Source organism: Shewanella putrefaciens (assembly GCF_016406305.1).
Lineage (GTDB): Bacteria > Pseudomonadota > Gammaproteobacteria > Enterobacterales > Shewanellaceae > Shewanella > Shewanella putrefaciens_C.
In genome coordinates this window covers 1,966,281-1,983,256 of record NZ_CP066369.1, presented here as the reverse complement: position 1 = coordinate 1,983,256, position 16,976 = coordinate 1,966,281, and the positions used below count along the sequence as shown (strand labels likewise).

Genomic DNA, 16,976 nt, shown 5'->3' with positions numbered 1-16,976 from the left:
GTTAAAATACCGGCTTACATTTCTTGTTATTGATTAACTCGTCATAAATCATACGAGCGTTTTAATTTTGATCATCATCACATAAAAAAAACAAAAAACCTAGTGCCTTTTTTGGTTAGCAAAAGCCACTATTCAACAAAGTCTCGGATCAACTGCGCTACCCCCTGCGCATTCTCCATATGAACATGGTGATCCCCCTCGATAATGTGTTCAGAAAGCTGTTTGAACCACACTCGCGCCTTAGGCAAGGCGCTCTGCAATTGGCTAAATCCCTGTTTACCGCAAATCAATAGGGTTGCCACCGAGATATCCTGCATGAGTGCATCAACCTGGGCGAAAGTTAACCTCTGGGGTGAATCTAACTTCAACCTTGGATCGCTTCGCCAACCGATGCCATTCGCTTCGGGGCGCATATTGCGCTCAAGTAATAATCGGCACCAAGGTTCAGCCAAGCCAGTTAAATGTGCCCTTGCTCGCACCGCGGTATCGATACTATCGTAAATTTTTATCTGCCGATGCTGCTGGCTTAAGTGCTTTTCATGCTGATAAAAACTCTTGCGTAAACGCGCCTTCGCTTGCGTCGGTGATTCAAACAATGGGCTTAAGGCTTCAATCAAAATCAGTTTATTCACCTTTTCAGGGAAGGCCGCCGTGTAGGCCGACGCAATGATCCCCCCGAGTGAATGTCCAACCATGGCGAGCGGTTTCTGCGGTAAGACGGTCAACAAGGCGTCTAGATCATACAAGTAATCAATCCAATGCAGCGGATAATGGCCCGGCCGGTGGGCTGAAAATCCATGTCCGGGCCAATCGATGGCAAGCACCTGATAATGAGGTAAAAACTCAGCGAGCGGTTCAAAACTATTGGCGTTATCTAACCAGCCATGTAAGGCAAGCAATAACGGCTTATCCCTCGCCCCCCATAATCGACCACTCAGCTTGATATGGGGTAATACAAACTCAACTTGATTTTGGGGGGCGAAAGATTGCCACATATTGTCTCTGATGTCAGGTAATTAACGTGCTTTTTTGATAAATTTGAGCGTCATGCGGTCACTTTCACCGATCGCTTGGTATTTTGCTTTATCGGTATCGCCCAAAGCGTACGAGGGGGGAAGTGTCCAAACACCCTTAGCGTAATCCTTAGTATCCTTAGGGTTGGCGTTGATCTCTGAGCTTTGATCTAAGGTAAAACCGACTTTTTCGGCTAAGGCGATCATCTCAGTTTGATCCATATAACCGCTGCTAAAACTCATCCCTTTGTTAGCTCTGTGTTCAACGACACCAAATACCCCGCCGTCTTTAAGCACTTTATAGGAAGCGGCAAATACATTTTCCAATTGATCCGCTGAGGCCCAGTTATGCAGATTACGGAAGGTTAGCACCAGATCGGCACTGGCGTCGGCACCGAGTTCCATTTTATGGGGTGGATCAAATGTGACGATTTTAGCTTTTCCAAACAAGGCTTTATTTGCTGTCATCCAAGTTTCAAACTTAGTACCCGCATTGGCTCGATATTTATTTCCGGGGGTATCGGTCGCGGGTTGAGTCTCAAAACTGGCCGCAATATATTGGCCTTCTTTGGCTAAATAGGGCCCTAAAATTTCACTATACCAACCATTACCGGGCCATAGTTCGACCACAGTTTGATTGGGTGATATACCAAAAAATGTCAGGGTTTCTGCAGGGTGACGATAGATATCTCGACTGGCGTTTTTAGCTTGGCGGAATTCACTCTTGATAGCCTTGTCCAAGCCATCATCGGCGTGAACTATGCCTGAACACAGACCAGTAATAAGCATGCTGGCGATTAACGTGACTTTTTTCATCGTAATTCTCCTTGGATACCGAACACTTAAGCTAGCAGCCAATGCTTAAAAATCCAAGGAATAGCACAATAAGTTCATGAGTTGCGGTGTAAATATTTGTGAAAATTACGCCTCAGCCAGTATCGACAATCCGGTTGGATTAATGGCGGGTAGCTAAATCGACTCGGCGCCAAGCGAAGAATAAGGCGCAGGCGCTACAAAGTAGCCATAGGCCGACCCAAATCCATGCCGGGATCCACGAGTGCTCCGCTAGCAATACCGCATCCCCTTGCCCATCTAATCCAAGGAGCACGGTTGGGCTAGCGAGGGCATTGAGCATAATCATCAGGCCAACAACGCGCAGAAATTGAGTTAATATTTTGTTTTTATTCAGCTTTAATGGCAATAAAAAGATAATTGCCAACACGGCGAGTATGGCAAACGTGAGCACATCCCGCCCCCAGAGTAACCCACTCAGCACGACTAATGCGCCAAGCAGGGCAAAACTGACTCGGATCCCCCTTGGCCAAGTTGCTAATAAGTAGATTAAATATCCCCAGCAGGCCGCGCCCAAATACCCTGCAAAACCAATAAACAGCGGCGAACCACCTTGGCTAAAGCAAAAACCAGCCCCATTGGGGAACAGCTGAATATGGCTCACAAGACCACCACTTAGGACGGTTGCAATACCATGGGATAATTCATGGAAATAACTCTCGAGCCATTTAAATGGCACACTGAGATAGGGTATGCGAGTTAATAGCAAAGCCAACACCAGTTCAATGATAAATAACCCACGGCTTGGAATACCGGAGACGGTCAAATCCGTTGGTTTTTTAGCATAAAATGTTGATTGTGATGACGTTGTTTGATTATCAGGCATATACGTCTACACCCACCATTTGCTGAATTTCTTCGCGCTTGGCGGCATGCTGCGTCTGTAGATACTGGGCTATCGCCCCTTGGTGGCCGCGGGTATCTTGCTCATATTCGAGCTGAGCACCGAGCCTTGACTGTAAACTTTTCGCTGAAGGGGATGAAAATTCATCTAAATTTAGGGCGGCAACGGCATCTTGCTCAATCACTGGGCGCGACGATTCAGGTGCTGTAAGCCCCTGAGCAATAGCGGGTCTATTACTCGCCACCGCATTGGTCAAACTCATTTGATTCACATTTATCTGCATCAAGATGCCTTTTAAACACTCAGCTTAGGTGAGTCCAGTGTATTGTTTGGGCTACCACACAAGCGCGAAACGAGGCTCAGTTCCTAACTTACTAACGTACTAACGTATCCGCATAGCATCGCATCACGCCCTATGGTGAACAGATCATTCACGGCCGGGTAACTTTTTCCATGTCACTGTATCACGTAAATAAACAGGTTCAAGTTCATCGACTGCGGTGCCAAGCCCCGCTTTTATTCCTACATCCGCAAGTTTGAGCATAGCCCGCGCATCGGGATATTTCACGGCATTCAATGCTAAAATCCCCGCGCCAAGCGCCAGTAGATCAGGATAAGCATCAAACCCCGTACCACATCCAACGATAGGTTGCTCAAGATTTAACGCAAGCTGCACCTCAGCAGGTGCACTCACGGCTTCTTCACCGACGAGGGTCGCAATACCATCGACCGCCACAAATTGCCCCCAATACACCTCTCCCATACGGGCGTCGATAGTACAGAGCACTTGCTCGGCTTGGTGTTCAGTTATCGCCATTTGCGCCATTGCCGCTAGGGTTGAAATACCAATCACAGGCAAATCTAACCCCAGCGCCAGACCTTGGGTCATGCTGGTGCAAATGCGAATACCAGTAAAGCTGCCGGGGCCGCGGCCATAGGCGATGGCATCGAGTTTATCTAAGCCAATCCCCGCTTGCTTCAAAACCGAATCCACCATAGGCAAGAGGCGCTGGCTATGCTCACGGGGCGCATCGGCTATTTGTGAAAAAACCTGCCCTTGATAGGAGAGCGCTGCCGAGCAGGCTTCGGTGCAAGTGTCTAACGCGAGAATACAAGCTGAGTATGATTGTGTTGTTGTCATTTAAAAACCGGATTAGCGGGCAAGGTTTCGCATCAAACTTACATAATCTGTATTGCGCGAATATGCCATGGGAAAACTGGCGCAAATGATAACATCAAATGCCCGAAAACAAAGGGCTAAGCAAGTAACTCAGCTAAAATAGCGCCCGCATGATATTCAGTCGCAAATCAGGACTTGATGGATTTATGTGATCTAAATCAATGATCGATAAACTCATTAATGAATACCGCTCGCTTGGGGAAACTTTTGCAACTCTGCTTGTCTGAGCAGACAAGTCTGGATTGAATTCATTCCTTGCCATTCCTTTACCATTGTACGATTGCATTAACCCGCCTGCGATAAGGAAATTTCATGTTAAACACGCCTCCATTGCGTCGCCTAAGACGCTTACGTAGTTCAGAAGCGATGCGCGATCTGCTGCGCGAAACCCATATTTCGCTGAGCGATCTTATCCATCCCCTGTTCATTGAAGAGCATATCACCCATGCCGCCCCCATCTCCACGCTCCCTGGCATCAGTCGTTTACCAGAGAGTGCACTTGCGGATGAAGTGCGCGAACTTTACGCCCTCGGGATCCGCTATGTAATGCCCTTTGGGATTTCCCACACTAAGGATGATAAAGGTAGCGACACCTGGGATGACAATGGCTTGCTCGCCCGCATGGTGCGCACCATTAAAGCCGCCGTGCCCGAGATGATGGTGATCCCCGATATTTGTTTTTGTGAATACACAGATCACGGCCATTGCGGCGTGGTGCACAATAATGAAGTCTGCAACGATCTCACCGTCGAAAACTTAGTTAAGCAATCGGTCACTGCCGCTAAAGCAGGCGCCGATATGTTAGCGCCATCGGCCATGATGGACGGTCAAGTAAAAGCCATTCGCCAAGGGCTCGATGCCGCAGGTTTTGAGCATGTGGCGATTCTGGCCCACTCGGCAAAATTCGCCTCTTCCTTCTACGGTCCTTTCAGAGCTGCGGTCGATTGTGAACTCAGCGGTAATCGCAAGGGATATCAACTTGACTATGCCAACGGGCGCCAAGCCCTGCTAGAAGCCTCATTAGATGAAGCCGAAGGCGCCGATATCCTAATGGTTAAACCCGGTACGCCCTACTTGGATGTGTTAAGCCGTTTAAGACAAGAAACCCACTTACCACTCGCCGCCTATCAAGTCGGCGGCGAATATGCAGGCATCAAGTTTGCCGCCCTTGCAGGCGCGCTAGATGAGCGTGCTGTGGTGACAGAAACCTTTATCGGCTTAAAGCGTGCGGGCGCGGATTTAATTGTCAGTTATTACGCGAAACAATATGCCGAGTGGTTAGCGCAATCCCACTATTGCACTGAGTCTTAAGCCTATCGACCAAGCAGTTAACTAAAACGCCACCCTATCGGTGGCGTTTTTTATCCGTCAATCTGCTCGCACATTAAGCTTATGTTGTAGCTCGGCAAAAAGGGCTCTGATCTTTTCAACCTTTGGCCGCACCACGATTTGGCAATAGGGCAGCTCGCCATGCAGGGCGAAGTAATCATTGTGGTAATCCTCGGCGGGATAAAAAGACTCAAAGGCCACCACTTGAGTGACGATCGGCGCATCAAATACCCTTGCCTCGGTTAATTTGGCAATCATGGCGTTGGTCTCTTCAATCTGCGCCGCATCGTGGGCAAAGACGACGGAGCGATACTGCGGCCCTTTATCATTGCCTTGGCGATTAAGCGTGGTGGGATCATGACTCTCAAATAACACCTGCAGCAGTGTCGTAAAGCTGATTTGCACAGGGTCAAACTCAATATGCACCACTTCGGCATGCCCAGTTAATCCTGAACACACGGATTTATAATCGGCATCACTCGCCTCCCCGCCCGAGTAACCTGAACTAACGTTCAGCACGCCCTTAAGGCTCTTAAAGATCGCTTCAACACACCAAAAACAGCCCGCACCAAAGGTGGCAAAGGCCGTTTTATGCGTTGATTCAGTCACCTCATCGGCCGCTTGAAACACCATAGAGACAGAGTTAACGCAGTGGCGAATATTCTTCGGCGTTAAATATTCCCCTTCAAATACATGGCCTAAGTGTCCGCCACACTGGCTACAAACAATCTCCGTTCGGTGGCCATCGGCATCGACATGCCGTGTTACCGCCCCCTGGATTTCATCATCGAAGGCTGGCCAGCCGCAGTGGGCATTAAACTTATCATCTGAGCGATACAAGGGCGCATGGCATTTTTTACATAAATAAACCCCTTTCGCGTCGTGCTGATAATACTCTCCGCTAAAGGGGCGCTCAGTGCCTTTATCTTCAATGACATAGCGTTCAAAATCCGTCAGTTTGTTCATTTTATTGCCCCTTCGGTTTACATCAATTCTCAATTGGATTGCAGTTTTGAGGATTAAAAAGCTGATTTAGTTCAGTTATGGGACCGGACTAGATGCACATAAATTTGTTAAGCGAGTAAAAATTCAGCTATTGATCTTGATCACGCTCGCGGTGTGTTTGCACCCGCTCTAGCGCACAGTTACACTTGCCACGGGTCATATTATAAATACACATAATAAGTAGAAATCAAAATGAAACTAGAAACAATTGATTACCGCGGCGAAGGCAGCGCCAAACAATTTGTTGAATCGCTGCGGGAAACCGGTTTTGGCGTTTTATCTAATCATCCGATTGATAAACGCCTGGTTGAGGATATTTACACTGAGTGGCAAGCGTTTTTTAACTCAGAGGCGAAAAACGAGTTTATGTTTAAAAAGGAAACCCACGATGGTTTCTTCCCCGCTTCGATTTCAGAAACCGCTAAGGGCAATACAGTCAAAGACATCAAAGAGTATTACCACGTCTACCCCTGGGGACGTATCCCTGACTCACTGCGCGCCAATATTCTGGCCTATTATGCTAAAGCCAACGCCCTGGCCGCTGAGCTATTAGAGTGGATCGAAACCTACTCACCTGAAGAGGTAAAAGCCAAGTTTTCGATGCCCTTACCCGAGATGATCGCCGATAGCCAGAAAACTTTGCTGCGTATTCTGCATTACCCGCCAATGACGGGCGATGAGGAACTGGGCGCCATTCGCGCCGCGGCCCACGAAGATATCAACCTTATCACTGTACTGCCCGCTGCCAATGAGCCAGGGCTACAAGTGAAAGCCAAAGACGGTACTTGGTTAGATGTGCCAAGCGATTTTGGCAACATTATCATCAATATCGGCGATATGTTGCAGGAAGCGTCCGGCGGGTATTTCCCATCGACCTCCCACCGAGTGATCAACCCTGAAGGTACGGATAAAACCAAATCACGGATTTCTTTACCGTTATTCCTGCATCCCAACCCAGCGGTGGTGTTGTCAGAGCGTTATACCGCCGACAGTTATCTGATGGAAAGACTGCGCGAACTCGGGGTGATCTAATCCGCCGCGACAATTTAATCCAAGAAAGCATCAAGGATTAAGCGATTGAAGCGCCTTAGGGCGCTTTTTTTATGACATTCGCGACCTTCAAGGTAGAATAGCCATTCTTTAAGTTATTTAGGACAAGGCGTTATCATGGCAATTCAATGGTATCCAGGGCATATGCATAAGGCACGCAAAGAGATCGAAGAGGCAATGCCTCAGGTGGATCTCGTTATCGAAGTGCTGGACGCGCGCATTCCCTACAGTAGCGAAAACCCCATGGTGGCTCAGCTTCGTGGCGACAAACCTTGTATTAAACTGCTCAATAAGTCAGATCTTGCCGATCCTGAAGTCACGGCGCAGTGGATTGAGTACCTAGAACGCGAGCAAGGTGTGAAAGCCACGGCAATCACCACGTTACAAGCGGCTATGGTTAAAAAAATCCCCGATATCTGCCGTAAACTTGTGCCGAGCCGTGATAAAACCGAAAAAGACATTCGCACTATGATCATGGGCATTCCAAACGTTGGTAAATCTACCATTATCAACACCTTGGCAGGCCGCGTTATCGCAAAAACCGGTAACGAACCCGCAGTCACTAAGACCCAACAGCGCATCAACCTACGCAACGGCATTGTGCTCTCGGACACCCCGGGCATCTTATGGCCTAAAGTGGATAACGAAGCCAGCAGCTATCGTCTTGCCGTGACAGGGGCCATCAAAGACACCGCAATGGAATATGAAGATGTCGCGCTGTTCGCGGCGAAATATTTCCTTAGCGCCTACCCCAAAGAAATTTGTGAGCGTTATAACCTCAGTGAATTACCCGTAGATGATATGGCGCTGCTCGAAGAAATCGGCCGCAAACGTGGTGCCCTGCGCCCCGGCGGGCGTATTGATTTGCATAAGGCATCGGAGCTGTTATTGCACGAATATCGCTCAGGTAAAATTGGACTTTTATCCTTAGAAACCCCCGCCATGGTCGAAATTGAAAAGGTAGAAGTGGCGCGTATTCTGGCTGAAAAAGAAGCCGAGAAAGCCGCTAAACTGGCCGCAGAAAAACTAAAACGCTCGGGAAAACGCCATAACGATTAAGTCTGCTGGTGAGTAATCTTAGGCGATTAACCCGAGCCTAAGATAAGCTCTGGGCGAGTACAGCTAAACGACCAGTGCGACTCCAGCGATTAGGATCTTAACGTTGGCAGAAATCCACTAACGCAGCCTTGCCATGGTGTTCTCTCACCGATACGGTGAATATAAACCTGACACAGAATTGTGAACAGCCTCTACCTTGGCTCATCTTTTGGGCACTAGCGTAACCTGTCGGTTTGAAGGAGATACCCAACACGCTTTGGAATGAAAGTACGTTGGAAAAGTGCAAAATATAGTACGACTGAGTGACTTAAAACTGTTGGAAACTTAGTGTATACAGGCACCGACTTATAGGCGTGCCATGGAATTCGCTCATCGACACGCAGCTAGTCCCTCCCTGGATGCTCGACCGCCCCGTCCATGGGGCGGACGGTCGTCTCGCCAATCACCATGGCTCACCTGTTTGGCATTTGCGTAATCTGTAGGTTTAAAAGCCTTACGAAGCACGTTTTGGGACAAAAACTTGTTAGATTCCCAACTCTAATTTTTGAGTTTAGGATTAAAATTTCTATGGGTTTAACGCTTTGCTAAGCGGCGAAAAATTGTTGGCTAAAATAAGCGAGGAACGAGCAAAACTTGACTGTTTTTCGTCCGTTTTAGCGACTTGTTAGGACTTTTCTATTAACTTACTTTTATCGAATAAGTAAGCAGTCTCTTTGATCTCCTTTCCATTATTTGTCGCTATTTTCAACTCATGTTTTTTATTATTTACATCAATAATTTCAATACACTTATCCAAAGGGATTTCCCATACTTTTGAAATTATTTCTACAATGTACCCAGAGCAAGTTAAATCAAAATTCCAACGTTTACTAGAACTCCTCCCCCAGCTTGCTCCATTTTTGTTGTGAAAAACACTAGGTACACCTGAAATTTCAGTGAAAAATATATTTGGCTCATAAACTAGAGCATCAAAGTTATCAGCACTGTATTTAAGAAAGAAGTCATCAGCGATTATCACTTTGTCTAATTTACCGATAATATCGTTAATCTGTTGGCAATTAACATTAACGCCGTCATAGATCGCAATTGGTAAACTATCAGCTTTACCTTTTAATATCCGAACTAATTGTGAAATCGAAACTAATGCTTCCGAATTATATAGTTTACTGACTAATTTAGCTTGCTCTGAAACCCATTCTGCAACCGATTCTTCACTCGCAATAATTTTCGAATCATTCCTCGCTGCATTTTTATTATTCCCAATAAAAATACCATTAATTCCAGACATACTACTTTCAACTAACCCACCGACAACTATATGCCCACCTAAAGTAGGTGAGTTTTTTGAAGAGCCCATAGCTGAGCTTCCTAAAAAACCCCTGCCTATTAATTTATGATCATCGTTATATATTTCTCGAACATTATGTGCTGCTTTCTCTAAAAACTCATCAGATACATCCTCATCCGAAAATCGCTTCCGATCATTAATAATGCTCAACAATTTTACAAATTCTTGCGATGTACACTTTATCCAGTTATCTTTTGGTATCGTTATTTCGTTCTCATATTCACAAACGAGCATTTCAACATCTAAAGCAGGGGCTATCGCTAAACATAATTTTTGTAATGTTAATTTTTTATCGTCAGATTTCTTGAATAACTTATTTAGAATATCTTTATTAACAACCCTTATTTTTATTCTGGTGCCACCATCTAATAAATATTCATCAGGACTAGCGTTTCTTATTATTGGCCTCGAATCAAGTCCGCCTTTAAATTCAATAACATGCGTATTACCCTGTGCACTTGTACACTTTCTTGTGGTTATTTGAATATCATCACCAAACATAAATGAAGAGAAAAAGCCTATTCCATATTTTCCGGTAACATTGATATCTTTAGTCATTAAACCAGGATGTTCTTCAAGCATTAACTCTGACCCCCAGTAACTCGTACCGAAGTCAAAAAGATAATTTTTTATAACATCAAGTGACATACCGATTCCATTATCTTCAACTTGGATAAATTCATCGTCTCCATTTCTCAATCTTGAGATTTTTATACAGCCCCAATCTCCATTTCTATTTTCTAACTTTCTCCTAGCCCTGATAGCATCAGAACTATTTTGAATAAGCTCTCTAATAGGTACTGTTAAATCTCGCCCGTAAAGCTCTTCCCCTCCGAGGTTTCGAATAATTTTAGGTAAATCTCCAATATGAACAAACGCATCAATAGGCGCCCAACCATCAGTTTGAATAAGTGATGAAAGTCGTTCAGGCGATTCAATGCCAAATACACGTTTAGCACTAAATCTATTCATAGAATGATCAGCTAAAAGAGCATCAGTTTGTCTAAGTTCTTTATCTATCATTTTAAGTGCTTCATAACAAAGCCACCAAGAAGAAGCCTCTGATGACTTGAATGAATGTCCACTTGTATAAAATAAACTATCTTCTGATAAGTATGGTTTCTGTAATTTTTCTTGGAAGCACCAGTGTTCGTCAGAAGAAGGAGATAGTTTTCTTAATGTTCTTAAAAATTGTGGAGCCCTTCTTGAGTCTATATGTGATGCATCAGAAACCCGCAAAATACATGACAATTTGAGTGGATCTATAGTCCATTGTCTAGGACACCAGCTAGGAGCTCCAATAGTTCTTGAAAATTCATGCTCTAATTTGGAAATATCCCACCAATGACTATGTGCTATCTTACCAATAACTCTCCCAAAAGTTTGTCTAATCTCAGGATTATCAATAAGAAATACATCACCTTGAGTACTTTGCCATGGTGTTAGTGCCAATTTCTCAGCAGAGCTAGCATGCAGTTTCCGCAGAACTGTCGAAATAACAAATTCTCGAATATCTTCAGGCAATGTATTAGAAGAAATTGAATCAGGAATCGGGATACCCTGCCTACTACATCTTTGAGCTACTGTATCTGACCACATAGGCAGTTTCTCTAAGTCTTTTATTCCACAAGGATAAGCAGCCAAAGACATTGCAAGATCATGCAGCAAAAATGCCCCACCAAGAACATAACCTTCAACAGGGGTTAAGTCATAATCACTACCACAAATACAATCTGCCATTTCCCATAGAGCATCAATATGAGTTATGTCATGAACCGTATACTCAGGAAGGCTTCTGCTAATCTCATTTGAGAGTAATACTACATTTTCTCTAAACGAAATAAATGAGTCTTTTAAGCGGTTAATTGCTGTTTGATTTTCACTACATTTACTACCTAGGGTATTCTTCCATGTGCTTGTTAATTGATATTTTTCCAAAATAATCCTCACTAGGCTTTAAAGTAGAACACAGAGCCCTAACGCCGCATTCTAGTGAATCCCCAGATAAATTCGATGAGATTCAAATAAGTAGACATGCATGATGCTGTTTTATCTAATCAATTTCGCCAAAAACCTACTAGATCCAACATCAAAAAAATCTCGCCATCCATTTTAGTTCAACAACATAATGCACTTTTGGTTTGTCTACAACTTGTACGATCTAAAATTGCTTAAATAAGAGTCATCAAGAGTTGAATGGCTAATGCTGAAGCATGAAAATGAGCTAACTCATTAAAAAAATGGTGTATTTAAGACATGCGAATCCACCCTATAGAAAAATGGGCAGTGATTGGTTTGATTAAGCAGGATTACAGTCAACAGGCTTGGCCGCTGCCACATCCGTGTCAATTGGTACAAATGATGCTTTAGGAATTTACATTTTTGCGGTAGCGGTTTTTATACCATTAGAATAGTAATTAGTTGATATCTATGACTAGATGTTCCCCTGTGAACCAAACTAGGAAAGACTGATTCACTGTTAACGATTTTTAAAATCCCTCATGGTTAGGTCATACTTTTTGCTATTCATTACTTTATGTATCTCAAACTATCAGACTAAGCAAGAGCTAACCTTCGAGCCGTGGCAAGCTTTGGGGCATTTTCAAGTTAACCGATTTTAAGCACGCCACGCTCTAATCGCCTCTCTTGCTAAACCCGATAGCGGTTTTGAGACTTCACGGCCTTTATAAATTGACGATGTATCTTTAGCGATTGGCACAGAATGGTGGATATCGTGAGCCAGATGATTGAGATACTCGCGGCCACCACTTTTATAGTTTTGCAGCTCCTGATCATTTAGCTGGATCATATAGCTATAGCCAAATGCATTCATGTTGCAATTTGCATTCAAGTACAAGTGACCTTCATGCTCTAAAAGAAACCATGCTCGGTCTTCAGAATCCATTACTTTCATCGTCATCTCACATTAGGGATTAGGTTGCATTGTTAACACTCGTTTTTCTTTAAGACTCGCAACCGAGTTCGTATGGACAAGGGTATCGGCTTATTGCCCAGAACGGTCAACACTGCCATCCAATGGGGGTTCGATTATATCGGTTCTTACCCGCAAAAAACTAGCAAATCGAGGTAAACCATTAACGGTTAAGCCTAAGTATTTATAGGTAATAATCGCGCCCACCGCGGGTGGATGCTGCCGCTCCGCCAAATTAAATCCTGTGCCTATGCTAAAAATACGGCCATCTGCGGTTTGCACCCTTAGGGCTCCCATTTGACCAGCAAATTGGCCTTTACCGCCAATATGGCCAATGACTTTTGCTTCAGCATCAAAATACGGTTTTAATTTCATTAAGTTAGGATTGCGCCCTACCCTATATTGGGCACTGCGCCTATGCAACATTAAGCCTTCTGCGCCTTGAGCCACTAAGGTATCGAGTTTTTGGTATAGCGCCTCAATACTGTCCAATCTAACCTGCTCAATAACCTGCAGATAGGGCGATTTCCCCGAGAGAAGGCTGAGTGCGAGTTGATAACGCTGTTCAAAGTTGCCCGCCGCTTCCGGCAAATCAAACACCATAAAACGTACCGACCGCCAGTCGTCCTCCTTCGGTGTCGATTGACGGATTAAGCTCGATATCGCCTCAAACTGCCCTCGCCCAAGCCATAATTCTCCATCAATGGGGATGGGAGGAAAACCCGCCGTAAACCATGTTGGTGCTGCAATCGGATTTCCCTGGCGAGTCACAAAACGGCGACCATCCCAATAGCCGCGAACGCCATCGAGCTTCTCGCTGATCAAAAACTCACTGATATCTAATGCAGGCTCATCCGCCGTAAATTCAGTGGCGAGTTGAATATTGGGTGCAAGGGGGTTGGCGTGAAGCACGCAAGAAATCAGTAATAAGATGCCGCCGCACCATTGCAATAGCAGATTGCAGAAAGGTCTGAATATTAAAAAAAGCGCTTTGTTTGCGTGAGTCATTCCCTTGCCTCTTAGTCAAACCTGTCCAGCACCAAGCTTAGATTGAAGATTAAAGGATGGCGAATTACCGCTTAATAGGTCGAGATCCCCAGTGAATTAACCTCGTTAACTATTTATGCACTGGTGATCTCGGGCTATACTGCGGCCAATTTTATCTGCCCGCGCAAATCTAACATAACACAATCATGTTTATAGCCGAATTTGAACGGGATAAACCTTAGCTGTCTATCGCTCAAGTCAATGGAAATACTATGAAACCAGCAAACAACCACGGTATTAAGCGCATCGTTAGAGCCACAGGATTTTCGATGAAAGGCTTAAAAGCCGCCTGGGTTCACGAGGCGGCCTTCAGACAAGAATTAATGCTGGCAATTGTGATGCTTCCTATCGCACTCTGGGTCGATGTGAGCACTGTCGAACGATTATTACTGATCCTAACCCTGTTTATCGTGTTGATTGTTGAGTTACTGAACTCGGCAGTTGAAGCCGTAGTCGACCGTGTGGGAAGTGAAATCCACCCCCTCAGCGGCCAAGCAAAGGATATCGCCTCTGCGGCAGTATTTTTAGCTCTGGCGTTATGCGGTATCACTTGGTTCGCCATTTTAGTGCCTCTGTTTATATAATCCGCAGCAGTAAAATCGCCTTTAATATGAGTATTAAAGGCGATTTTACACATTAAGGTTTAGGGATATTTCTCGCTTAAATACCATCATCGATCAAAAAGTCGATCGCCTGCTTAATCTGCTCCAACCGATCATTTTCGGCCCAATAGGCCACATACACACTGCGGGAAATGGCATTTGCGCCGCGCACAAGGTGCAATTCGCCTTTACGCAGCAACGGCTGCACTAAATGCTCAGGCAAAAACGCACAGCCGCCATTATTTAAAATAAAGTCTAAGGCAATACGAGCTGAGCTGGTGTGCAGTGTCGGCACCGGAAGCGTGGCATATTCCTGGGCATGGATAATATTAAACGCCGTCCCCCAGTCCACCTTCACATATTGTCCCGGCGCCACCCCATCAACCACAATATCTGCCACACTCGACACAAGCAGTAAATTGATTTGGCCTAATTGCACTAATTCAAATTGGTCCAACTTAGGAGGGTCGAAGGAAATCGCAATATCCAGCGTTCTATCCATCAATTGGCGTGTCATCACAGTCGAGGGTAACACTTCAGTTCGCAGTGCAACCCCTGGTAAACCAACATGTAAATGCTGCAAGTGCCCTTGAAGATACGCATCCCAGATATTAGGGCCAGCACCGATAGCCAATTGAGTCGACTGCAACTGGCTTAAGGAGACATCTTGTTTAGCGCGCTCCCAAGCGGTTAAAACCGCTTCGGCATGACCAAGCATTCGCTCACCTGCAGGAGTGGGCTGAATATTATTGCGCTGCCGCTCAAACAGCGCGACGCCGAGAATGCTCTCAAGCTGTTTAACCCTAAAACTCACAGCACTGCGGGTGAGATAAAGATTTTCCGCCGCCTTACCAAAATGGCGGGTACGGGAGACTTCGAGAAAGGTCTTAAGTAAATCGGTATCCATAAAAATTCTTGACCAACATTGGCAAATTTTTTTGATTTATAAATCAATAATACTAGCCAATACTCCAGTTGCAAATCTTTGTATATCAAAAACTAGAAGGTAACTGCCATGTCTGAACAGTCTTTTTCAAACGCTAATAAGGGTTCTGAGACGGTTAACGGCTCAGCTGCCAGCTTTGTATCTCACAAACGTTTTTATGATGATGCAAACTTCCCTAAAGGCTTTAAACGCAGTGGTGACTTTACCAGTAAAGAAGCCGAACTCCTTGAATTACATGGCTATGCCATGAAAAATCTTGCCGAGGGCAAGACACTACCTTGCACCGCCGATGAAGCGCAATTTGTCGAAGTCATCAAAGGAAATATAGCTCCCAGTAGCTTGTTAGAGCAGATCTGGTTAAAGTACCGCAAACTCGCCCTAGGCAAACCCTTTTATGCGGTCGTTGGCACAGTACATTTGCCTGCGACTAAACCCGAGGTCGAGCCCGAAGCAGTATTTGATGTCGATATTGAAGATGATGTTCAGGATGAACCTGAACCCGAGGATAAAGAATGAAAATTAAGGTTTGCGATTAAATGCGTGGGTGGATTTTATATAAAGAAACCGCGACTCAGCTAAAACCTGAATGGTATGAAATTGAACGCCTATTGGCGGCTGCCAAAGCCGACAATATTGAATTAGAAGTTTATGCTCCGGATGAGTTTGATCTCACCGTGACGAGAGAAGACAACAAGAGTATTTTGTTAAACGGACAACCCGTTGAATTACCAGATTTTATCATTCCACGTATGGGTTCTGGCACCACCTATTTCGCCCTTGCGATTATTCGTCATTTAGAGCGTTTAGGGGTGTATTGCCTCAACCCCTCTAAGGCCATTGAGATAGTCAAAGACAAACTGTTCTCCCAGCAACTGTTGGCCGAGAAAAATTTGCCGACCCCTAAGACTATGTTGGTTAAATTCCCGGTCGATATCGAACTGGTTGAACGCCATTTGGGATTCCCCGTGGTGATCAAAACCCTGTCGGGCTCACAGGGCAGCGGCGTGTTTTTATCCCATAAAGCCCGTGAATTTGATGATTTAATGCAGTTAATTGAGGCAACCAATAAAAATGCCAATATTATCTTGCAGGAATTTATCGCCAACAGCCATGGCCGCGACTTGCGGGTCTTTACCATTGGTGGTCGGGTAGCTGGTTGCTATGAAAGACGGGGCCAGGAAGACAGCTTTAAGGCCAATGTGAGTGCAGGTGGTTCGGCGCGCCCCTTTGAGATCACCCCTGAAATTGAATGGCTCGCCACACAAACAGCGAACATTCTCGATCTCGATGTCGCAGGTATCGATCTTCTTTTCGATAACGGCCACTATAAAATTTGTGAGGCCAACTCATCCCCAGGATTCGAAGGATTAGAGTCTTGTTTAAATGTGGATATCGCCGCCCAAATTTTGCACTTTATTCGTATTCGCCTTGGGATGTTCAATAAGGATGAGCCAAGCAGTCCAAAAGTGATGACAGATACGCTGAGCTCTTCAGATCTCGGCGATCAAGCTACCCGTGATAAGGTTAACCCCTCCATTAAAAGCTAAGGCTTAATGTGACTCACATTGCGGCGCTAACGCTTGTTATCGCCGCAATCGCAATATTTAGACCTCTCTTTCCTCTCCATTTCGCGCAAACATTACTGTGAACTTATACGCACTTTTCCTATGGTATTTCTGTATTCATGCTGCTTTTGTTTTACATCAAAAAAACCATACTTTTTTAAAACATTTTATTCACATTTTGAAATTTGCTGTTACACTCCAAAT

The 16,976-nt window shown here is 45.0% G+C and carries 16 protein-coding genes; 6 read left to right on the top strand and 10 right to left on the bottom strand.

What is annotated here, in order from left to right:
- Positions 1 to 128: 128 nt before the first annotated feature.
- The 5 genes from JFT56_RS08540 to tsaB form a co-directional block, all read right to left on the bottom strand.
- The gene (locus tag JFT56_RS08540; protein ID WP_198783206.1) at positions 129 to 995 is read right to left on the bottom strand and encodes an alpha/beta fold hydrolase; all 867 of its coding nucleotides are present in this window, start codon (positions 993 to 995) and stop codon (positions 129 to 131) included.
- Positions 996 to 1,016: 21 nt separating this feature from the next.
- The gene (locus tag JFT56_RS08535; protein ID WP_198783205.1) at positions 1,017 to 1,829 is read right to left on the bottom strand and encodes a class I SAM-dependent methyltransferase; all 813 of its coding nucleotides are present in this window, start codon (positions 1,827 to 1,829) and stop codon (positions 1,017 to 1,019) included.
- A gap of 139 nt (positions 1,830 to 1,968) precedes the next feature.
- Complete coding sequence (locus JFT56_RS08530) at positions 1,969 to 2,691, bottom strand: M50 family metallopeptidase (RefSeq protein ID WP_198783204.1); 723 nt, start codon at positions 2,689 to 2,691, stop codon at positions 1,969 to 1,971.
- Entirely contained in the window at positions 2,684 to 2,992 is a 309-nt protein-coding gene (locus JFT56_RS08525) for a hypothetical protein (protein ID WP_198783203.1), read from the bottom strand. The genes JFT56_RS08530 and JFT56_RS08525 overlap by 8 nt, the downstream gene beginning before the upstream one ends.
- Positions 2,993 to 3,136: 144 nt before the next feature.
- Positions 3,137 to 3,850 (bottom strand): tRNA (adenosine(37)-N6)-threonylcarbamoyltransferase complex dimerization subunit type 1 TsaB, encoded by a 714-nt coding sequence (gene tsaB / locus JFT56_RS08520; protein ID WP_198783202.1) that lies wholly within the window; start codon positions 3,848 to 3,850, stop codon positions 3,137 to 3,139.
- 351 nt (positions 3,851 to 4,201) lie between these two features.
- Between tsaB and hemB the strand changes: the two genes are divergently transcribed.
- On the top strand, positions 4,202 to 5,200 hold the full coding sequence (gene hemB, locus JFT56_RS08515) for a porphobilinogen synthase (RefSeq protein WP_198783201.1): 999 nt from the start codon (positions 4,202 to 4,204) through the stop codon (positions 5,198 to 5,200).
- A 57-nt stretch (positions 5,201 to 5,257) separates the two neighbouring features.
- Here hemB and JFT56_RS08510 read toward each other — a convergent pair whose 3' ends face one another.
- Complete coding sequence (locus tag JFT56_RS08510; protein ID WP_198783200.1) at positions 5,258 to 6,184, bottom strand: bifunctional methionine sulfoxide reductase B/A protein; 927 nt, start codon at positions 6,182 to 6,184, stop codon at positions 5,258 to 5,260.
- A gap of 231 nt (positions 6,185 to 6,415) precedes the next feature.
- On the opposite strand from JFT56_RS08510, the gene JFT56_RS08505 reads away from it, so the two are divergent.
- Both JFT56_RS08505 and ylqF read left to right on the top strand, forming a co-directional pair.
- Positions 6,416 to 7,255, top strand: a complete 840-nt coding sequence (locus tag JFT56_RS08505) for an isopenicillin N synthase family dioxygenase (RefSeq protein WP_198783199.1) — start codon at positions 6,416 to 6,418, stop codon at positions 7,253 to 7,255.
- A gap of 135 nt (positions 7,256 to 7,390) precedes the next feature.
- The gene (gene ylqF / locus JFT56_RS08500) at positions 7,391 to 8,332 is read left to right on the top strand and encodes a ribosome biogenesis GTPase YlqF (protein ID WP_198783198.1); all 942 of its coding nucleotides are present in this window, start codon (positions 7,391 to 7,393) and stop codon (positions 8,330 to 8,332) included.
- A gap of 664 nt (positions 8,333 to 8,996) precedes the next feature.
- Here ylqF and JFT56_RS08495 read toward each other — a convergent pair.
- The 3 genes from JFT56_RS08495 to JFT56_RS08485 form a co-directional block, all read right to left on the bottom strand.
- Positions 8,997 to 11,618: an ATP-binding protein gene (locus tag JFT56_RS08495; RefSeq protein WP_198783197.1), complete on the bottom strand. Its 2,622-nt coding sequence runs from the start codon at positions 11,616 to 11,618 to the stop codon at positions 8,997 to 8,999.
- A 679-nt stretch (positions 11,619 to 12,297) separates the two neighbouring features.
- Complete coding sequence (locus tag JFT56_RS08490) at positions 12,298 to 12,585, bottom strand: hypothetical protein (protein WP_233095584.1); 288 nt, start codon at positions 12,583 to 12,585, stop codon at positions 12,298 to 12,300.
- A 99-nt stretch (positions 12,586 to 12,684) separates the two neighbouring features.
- Positions 12,685 to 13,620: a DNA ligase gene (locus JFT56_RS08485; RefSeq protein WP_198783195.1), complete on the bottom strand. Its 936-nt coding sequence runs from the start codon at positions 13,618 to 13,620 to the stop codon at positions 12,685 to 12,687.
- A gap of 251 nt (positions 13,621 to 13,871) precedes the next feature.
- On the opposite strand from JFT56_RS08485, the gene JFT56_RS08480 reads away from it, so the two are divergent.
- Positions 13,872 to 14,243 (top strand): diacylglycerol kinase, encoded by a 372-nt coding sequence (locus JFT56_RS08480; protein ID WP_198783194.1) that lies wholly within the window; start codon positions 13,872 to 13,874, stop codon positions 14,241 to 14,243.
- Positions 14,244 to 14,319: 76 nt separating this feature from the next.
- Here the strand turns inward: JFT56_RS08480 and hdfR are convergent, their stop codons facing one another.
- Positions 14,320 to 15,168 carry an HTH-type transcriptional regulator HdfR gene (gene hdfR, locus JFT56_RS08475; RefSeq protein WP_198783193.1) on the bottom strand — a complete coding sequence of 283 codons (849 nt, stop codon included), beginning with the start codon at positions 15,166 to 15,168 and terminating at the stop codon, positions 14,320 to 14,322.
- A 108-nt stretch (positions 15,169 to 15,276) separates the two neighbouring features.
- Between hdfR and JFT56_RS08470 the strand changes: the two genes are divergently transcribed.
- Both JFT56_RS08470 and JFT56_RS08465 read left to right on the top strand, forming a co-directional pair.
- Positions 15,277 to 15,723 carry a DUF413 domain-containing protein gene (locus tag JFT56_RS08470; RefSeq protein WP_198783192.1) on the top strand — a complete coding sequence of 149 codons (447 nt, stop codon included), beginning with the start codon at positions 15,277 to 15,279 and terminating at the stop codon, positions 15,721 to 15,723.
- Between the two features lie 20 nt (positions 15,724 to 15,743).
- The gene (locus tag JFT56_RS08465; protein WP_198783191.1) at positions 15,744 to 16,754 is read left to right on the top strand and encodes an ATP-grasp domain-containing protein; all 1,011 of its coding nucleotides are present in this window, start codon (positions 15,744 to 15,746) and stop codon (positions 16,752 to 16,754) included.
- Positions 16,755 to 16,976: the final 222 nt, after the last annotated feature.

Coding starts and splice junctions, on each gene's coding strand:
- JFT56_RS08470 (WP_198783192.1), top strand. CDS start 15,277: ATGTCTGAACAGTCTTTTTCAAACGCTAATAAGGGTTCTGAGACGGTT.
- JFT56_RS08465 (WP_198783191.1), top strand. CDS start 15,744: ATGCGTGGGTGGATTTTATATAAAGAAACCGCGACTCAGCTAAAACCT.
- JFT56_RS08540 (WP_198783206.1), bottom strand. CDS start 995: ATGTGGCAATCTTTCGCCCCCCAAAATCAAGTTGAGTTTGTATTACCC.
- tsaB (WP_198783202.1), bottom strand. CDS start 3,850: ATGACAACAACACAATCATACTCAGCTTGTATTCTCGCGTTAGACACT.
- hdfR (WP_198783193.1), bottom strand. CDS start 15,168: ATGGATACCGATTTACTTAAGACCTTTCTCGAAGTCTCCCGTACCCGC.
- ylqF (WP_198783198.1), top strand. CDS start 7,391: ATGGCAATTCAATGGTATCCAGGGCATATGCATAAGGCACGCAAAGAG.
- JFT56_RS08535 (WP_198783205.1), bottom strand. CDS start 1,829: ATGAAAAAAGTCACGTTAATCGCCAGCATGCTTATTACTGGTCTGTGT.
- JFT56_RS08530 (WP_198783204.1), bottom strand. CDS start 2,691: ATGCCTGATAATCAAACAACGTCATCACAATCAACATTTTATGCTAAA.
- hemB (WP_198783201.1), top strand. CDS start 4,202: ATGTTAAACACGCCTCCATTGCGTCGCCTAAGACGCTTACGTAGTTCA.
- JFT56_RS08485 (WP_198783195.1), bottom strand. CDS start 13,620: ATGACTCACGCAAACAAAGCGCTTTTTTTAATATTCAGACCTTTCTGC.
- JFT56_RS08490 (WP_233095584.1), bottom strand. CDS start 12,585: ATGGATTCTGAAGACCGAGCATGGTTTCTTTTAGAGCATGAAGGTCAC.
- JFT56_RS08525 (WP_198783203.1), bottom strand. CDS start 2,992: ATGCAGATAAATGTGAATCAAATGAGTTTGACCAATGCGGTGGCGAGT.
- JFT56_RS08480 (WP_198783194.1), top strand. CDS start 13,872: ATGAAACCAGCAAACAACCACGGTATTAAGCGCATCGTTAGAGCCACA.
- JFT56_RS08510 (WP_198783200.1), bottom strand. CDS start 6,184: ATGAACAAACTGACGGATTTTGAACGCTATGTCATTGAAGATAAAGGC.
- JFT56_RS08505 (WP_198783199.1), top strand. CDS start 6,416: ATGAAACTAGAAACAATTGATTACCGCGGCGAAGGCAGCGCCAAACAA.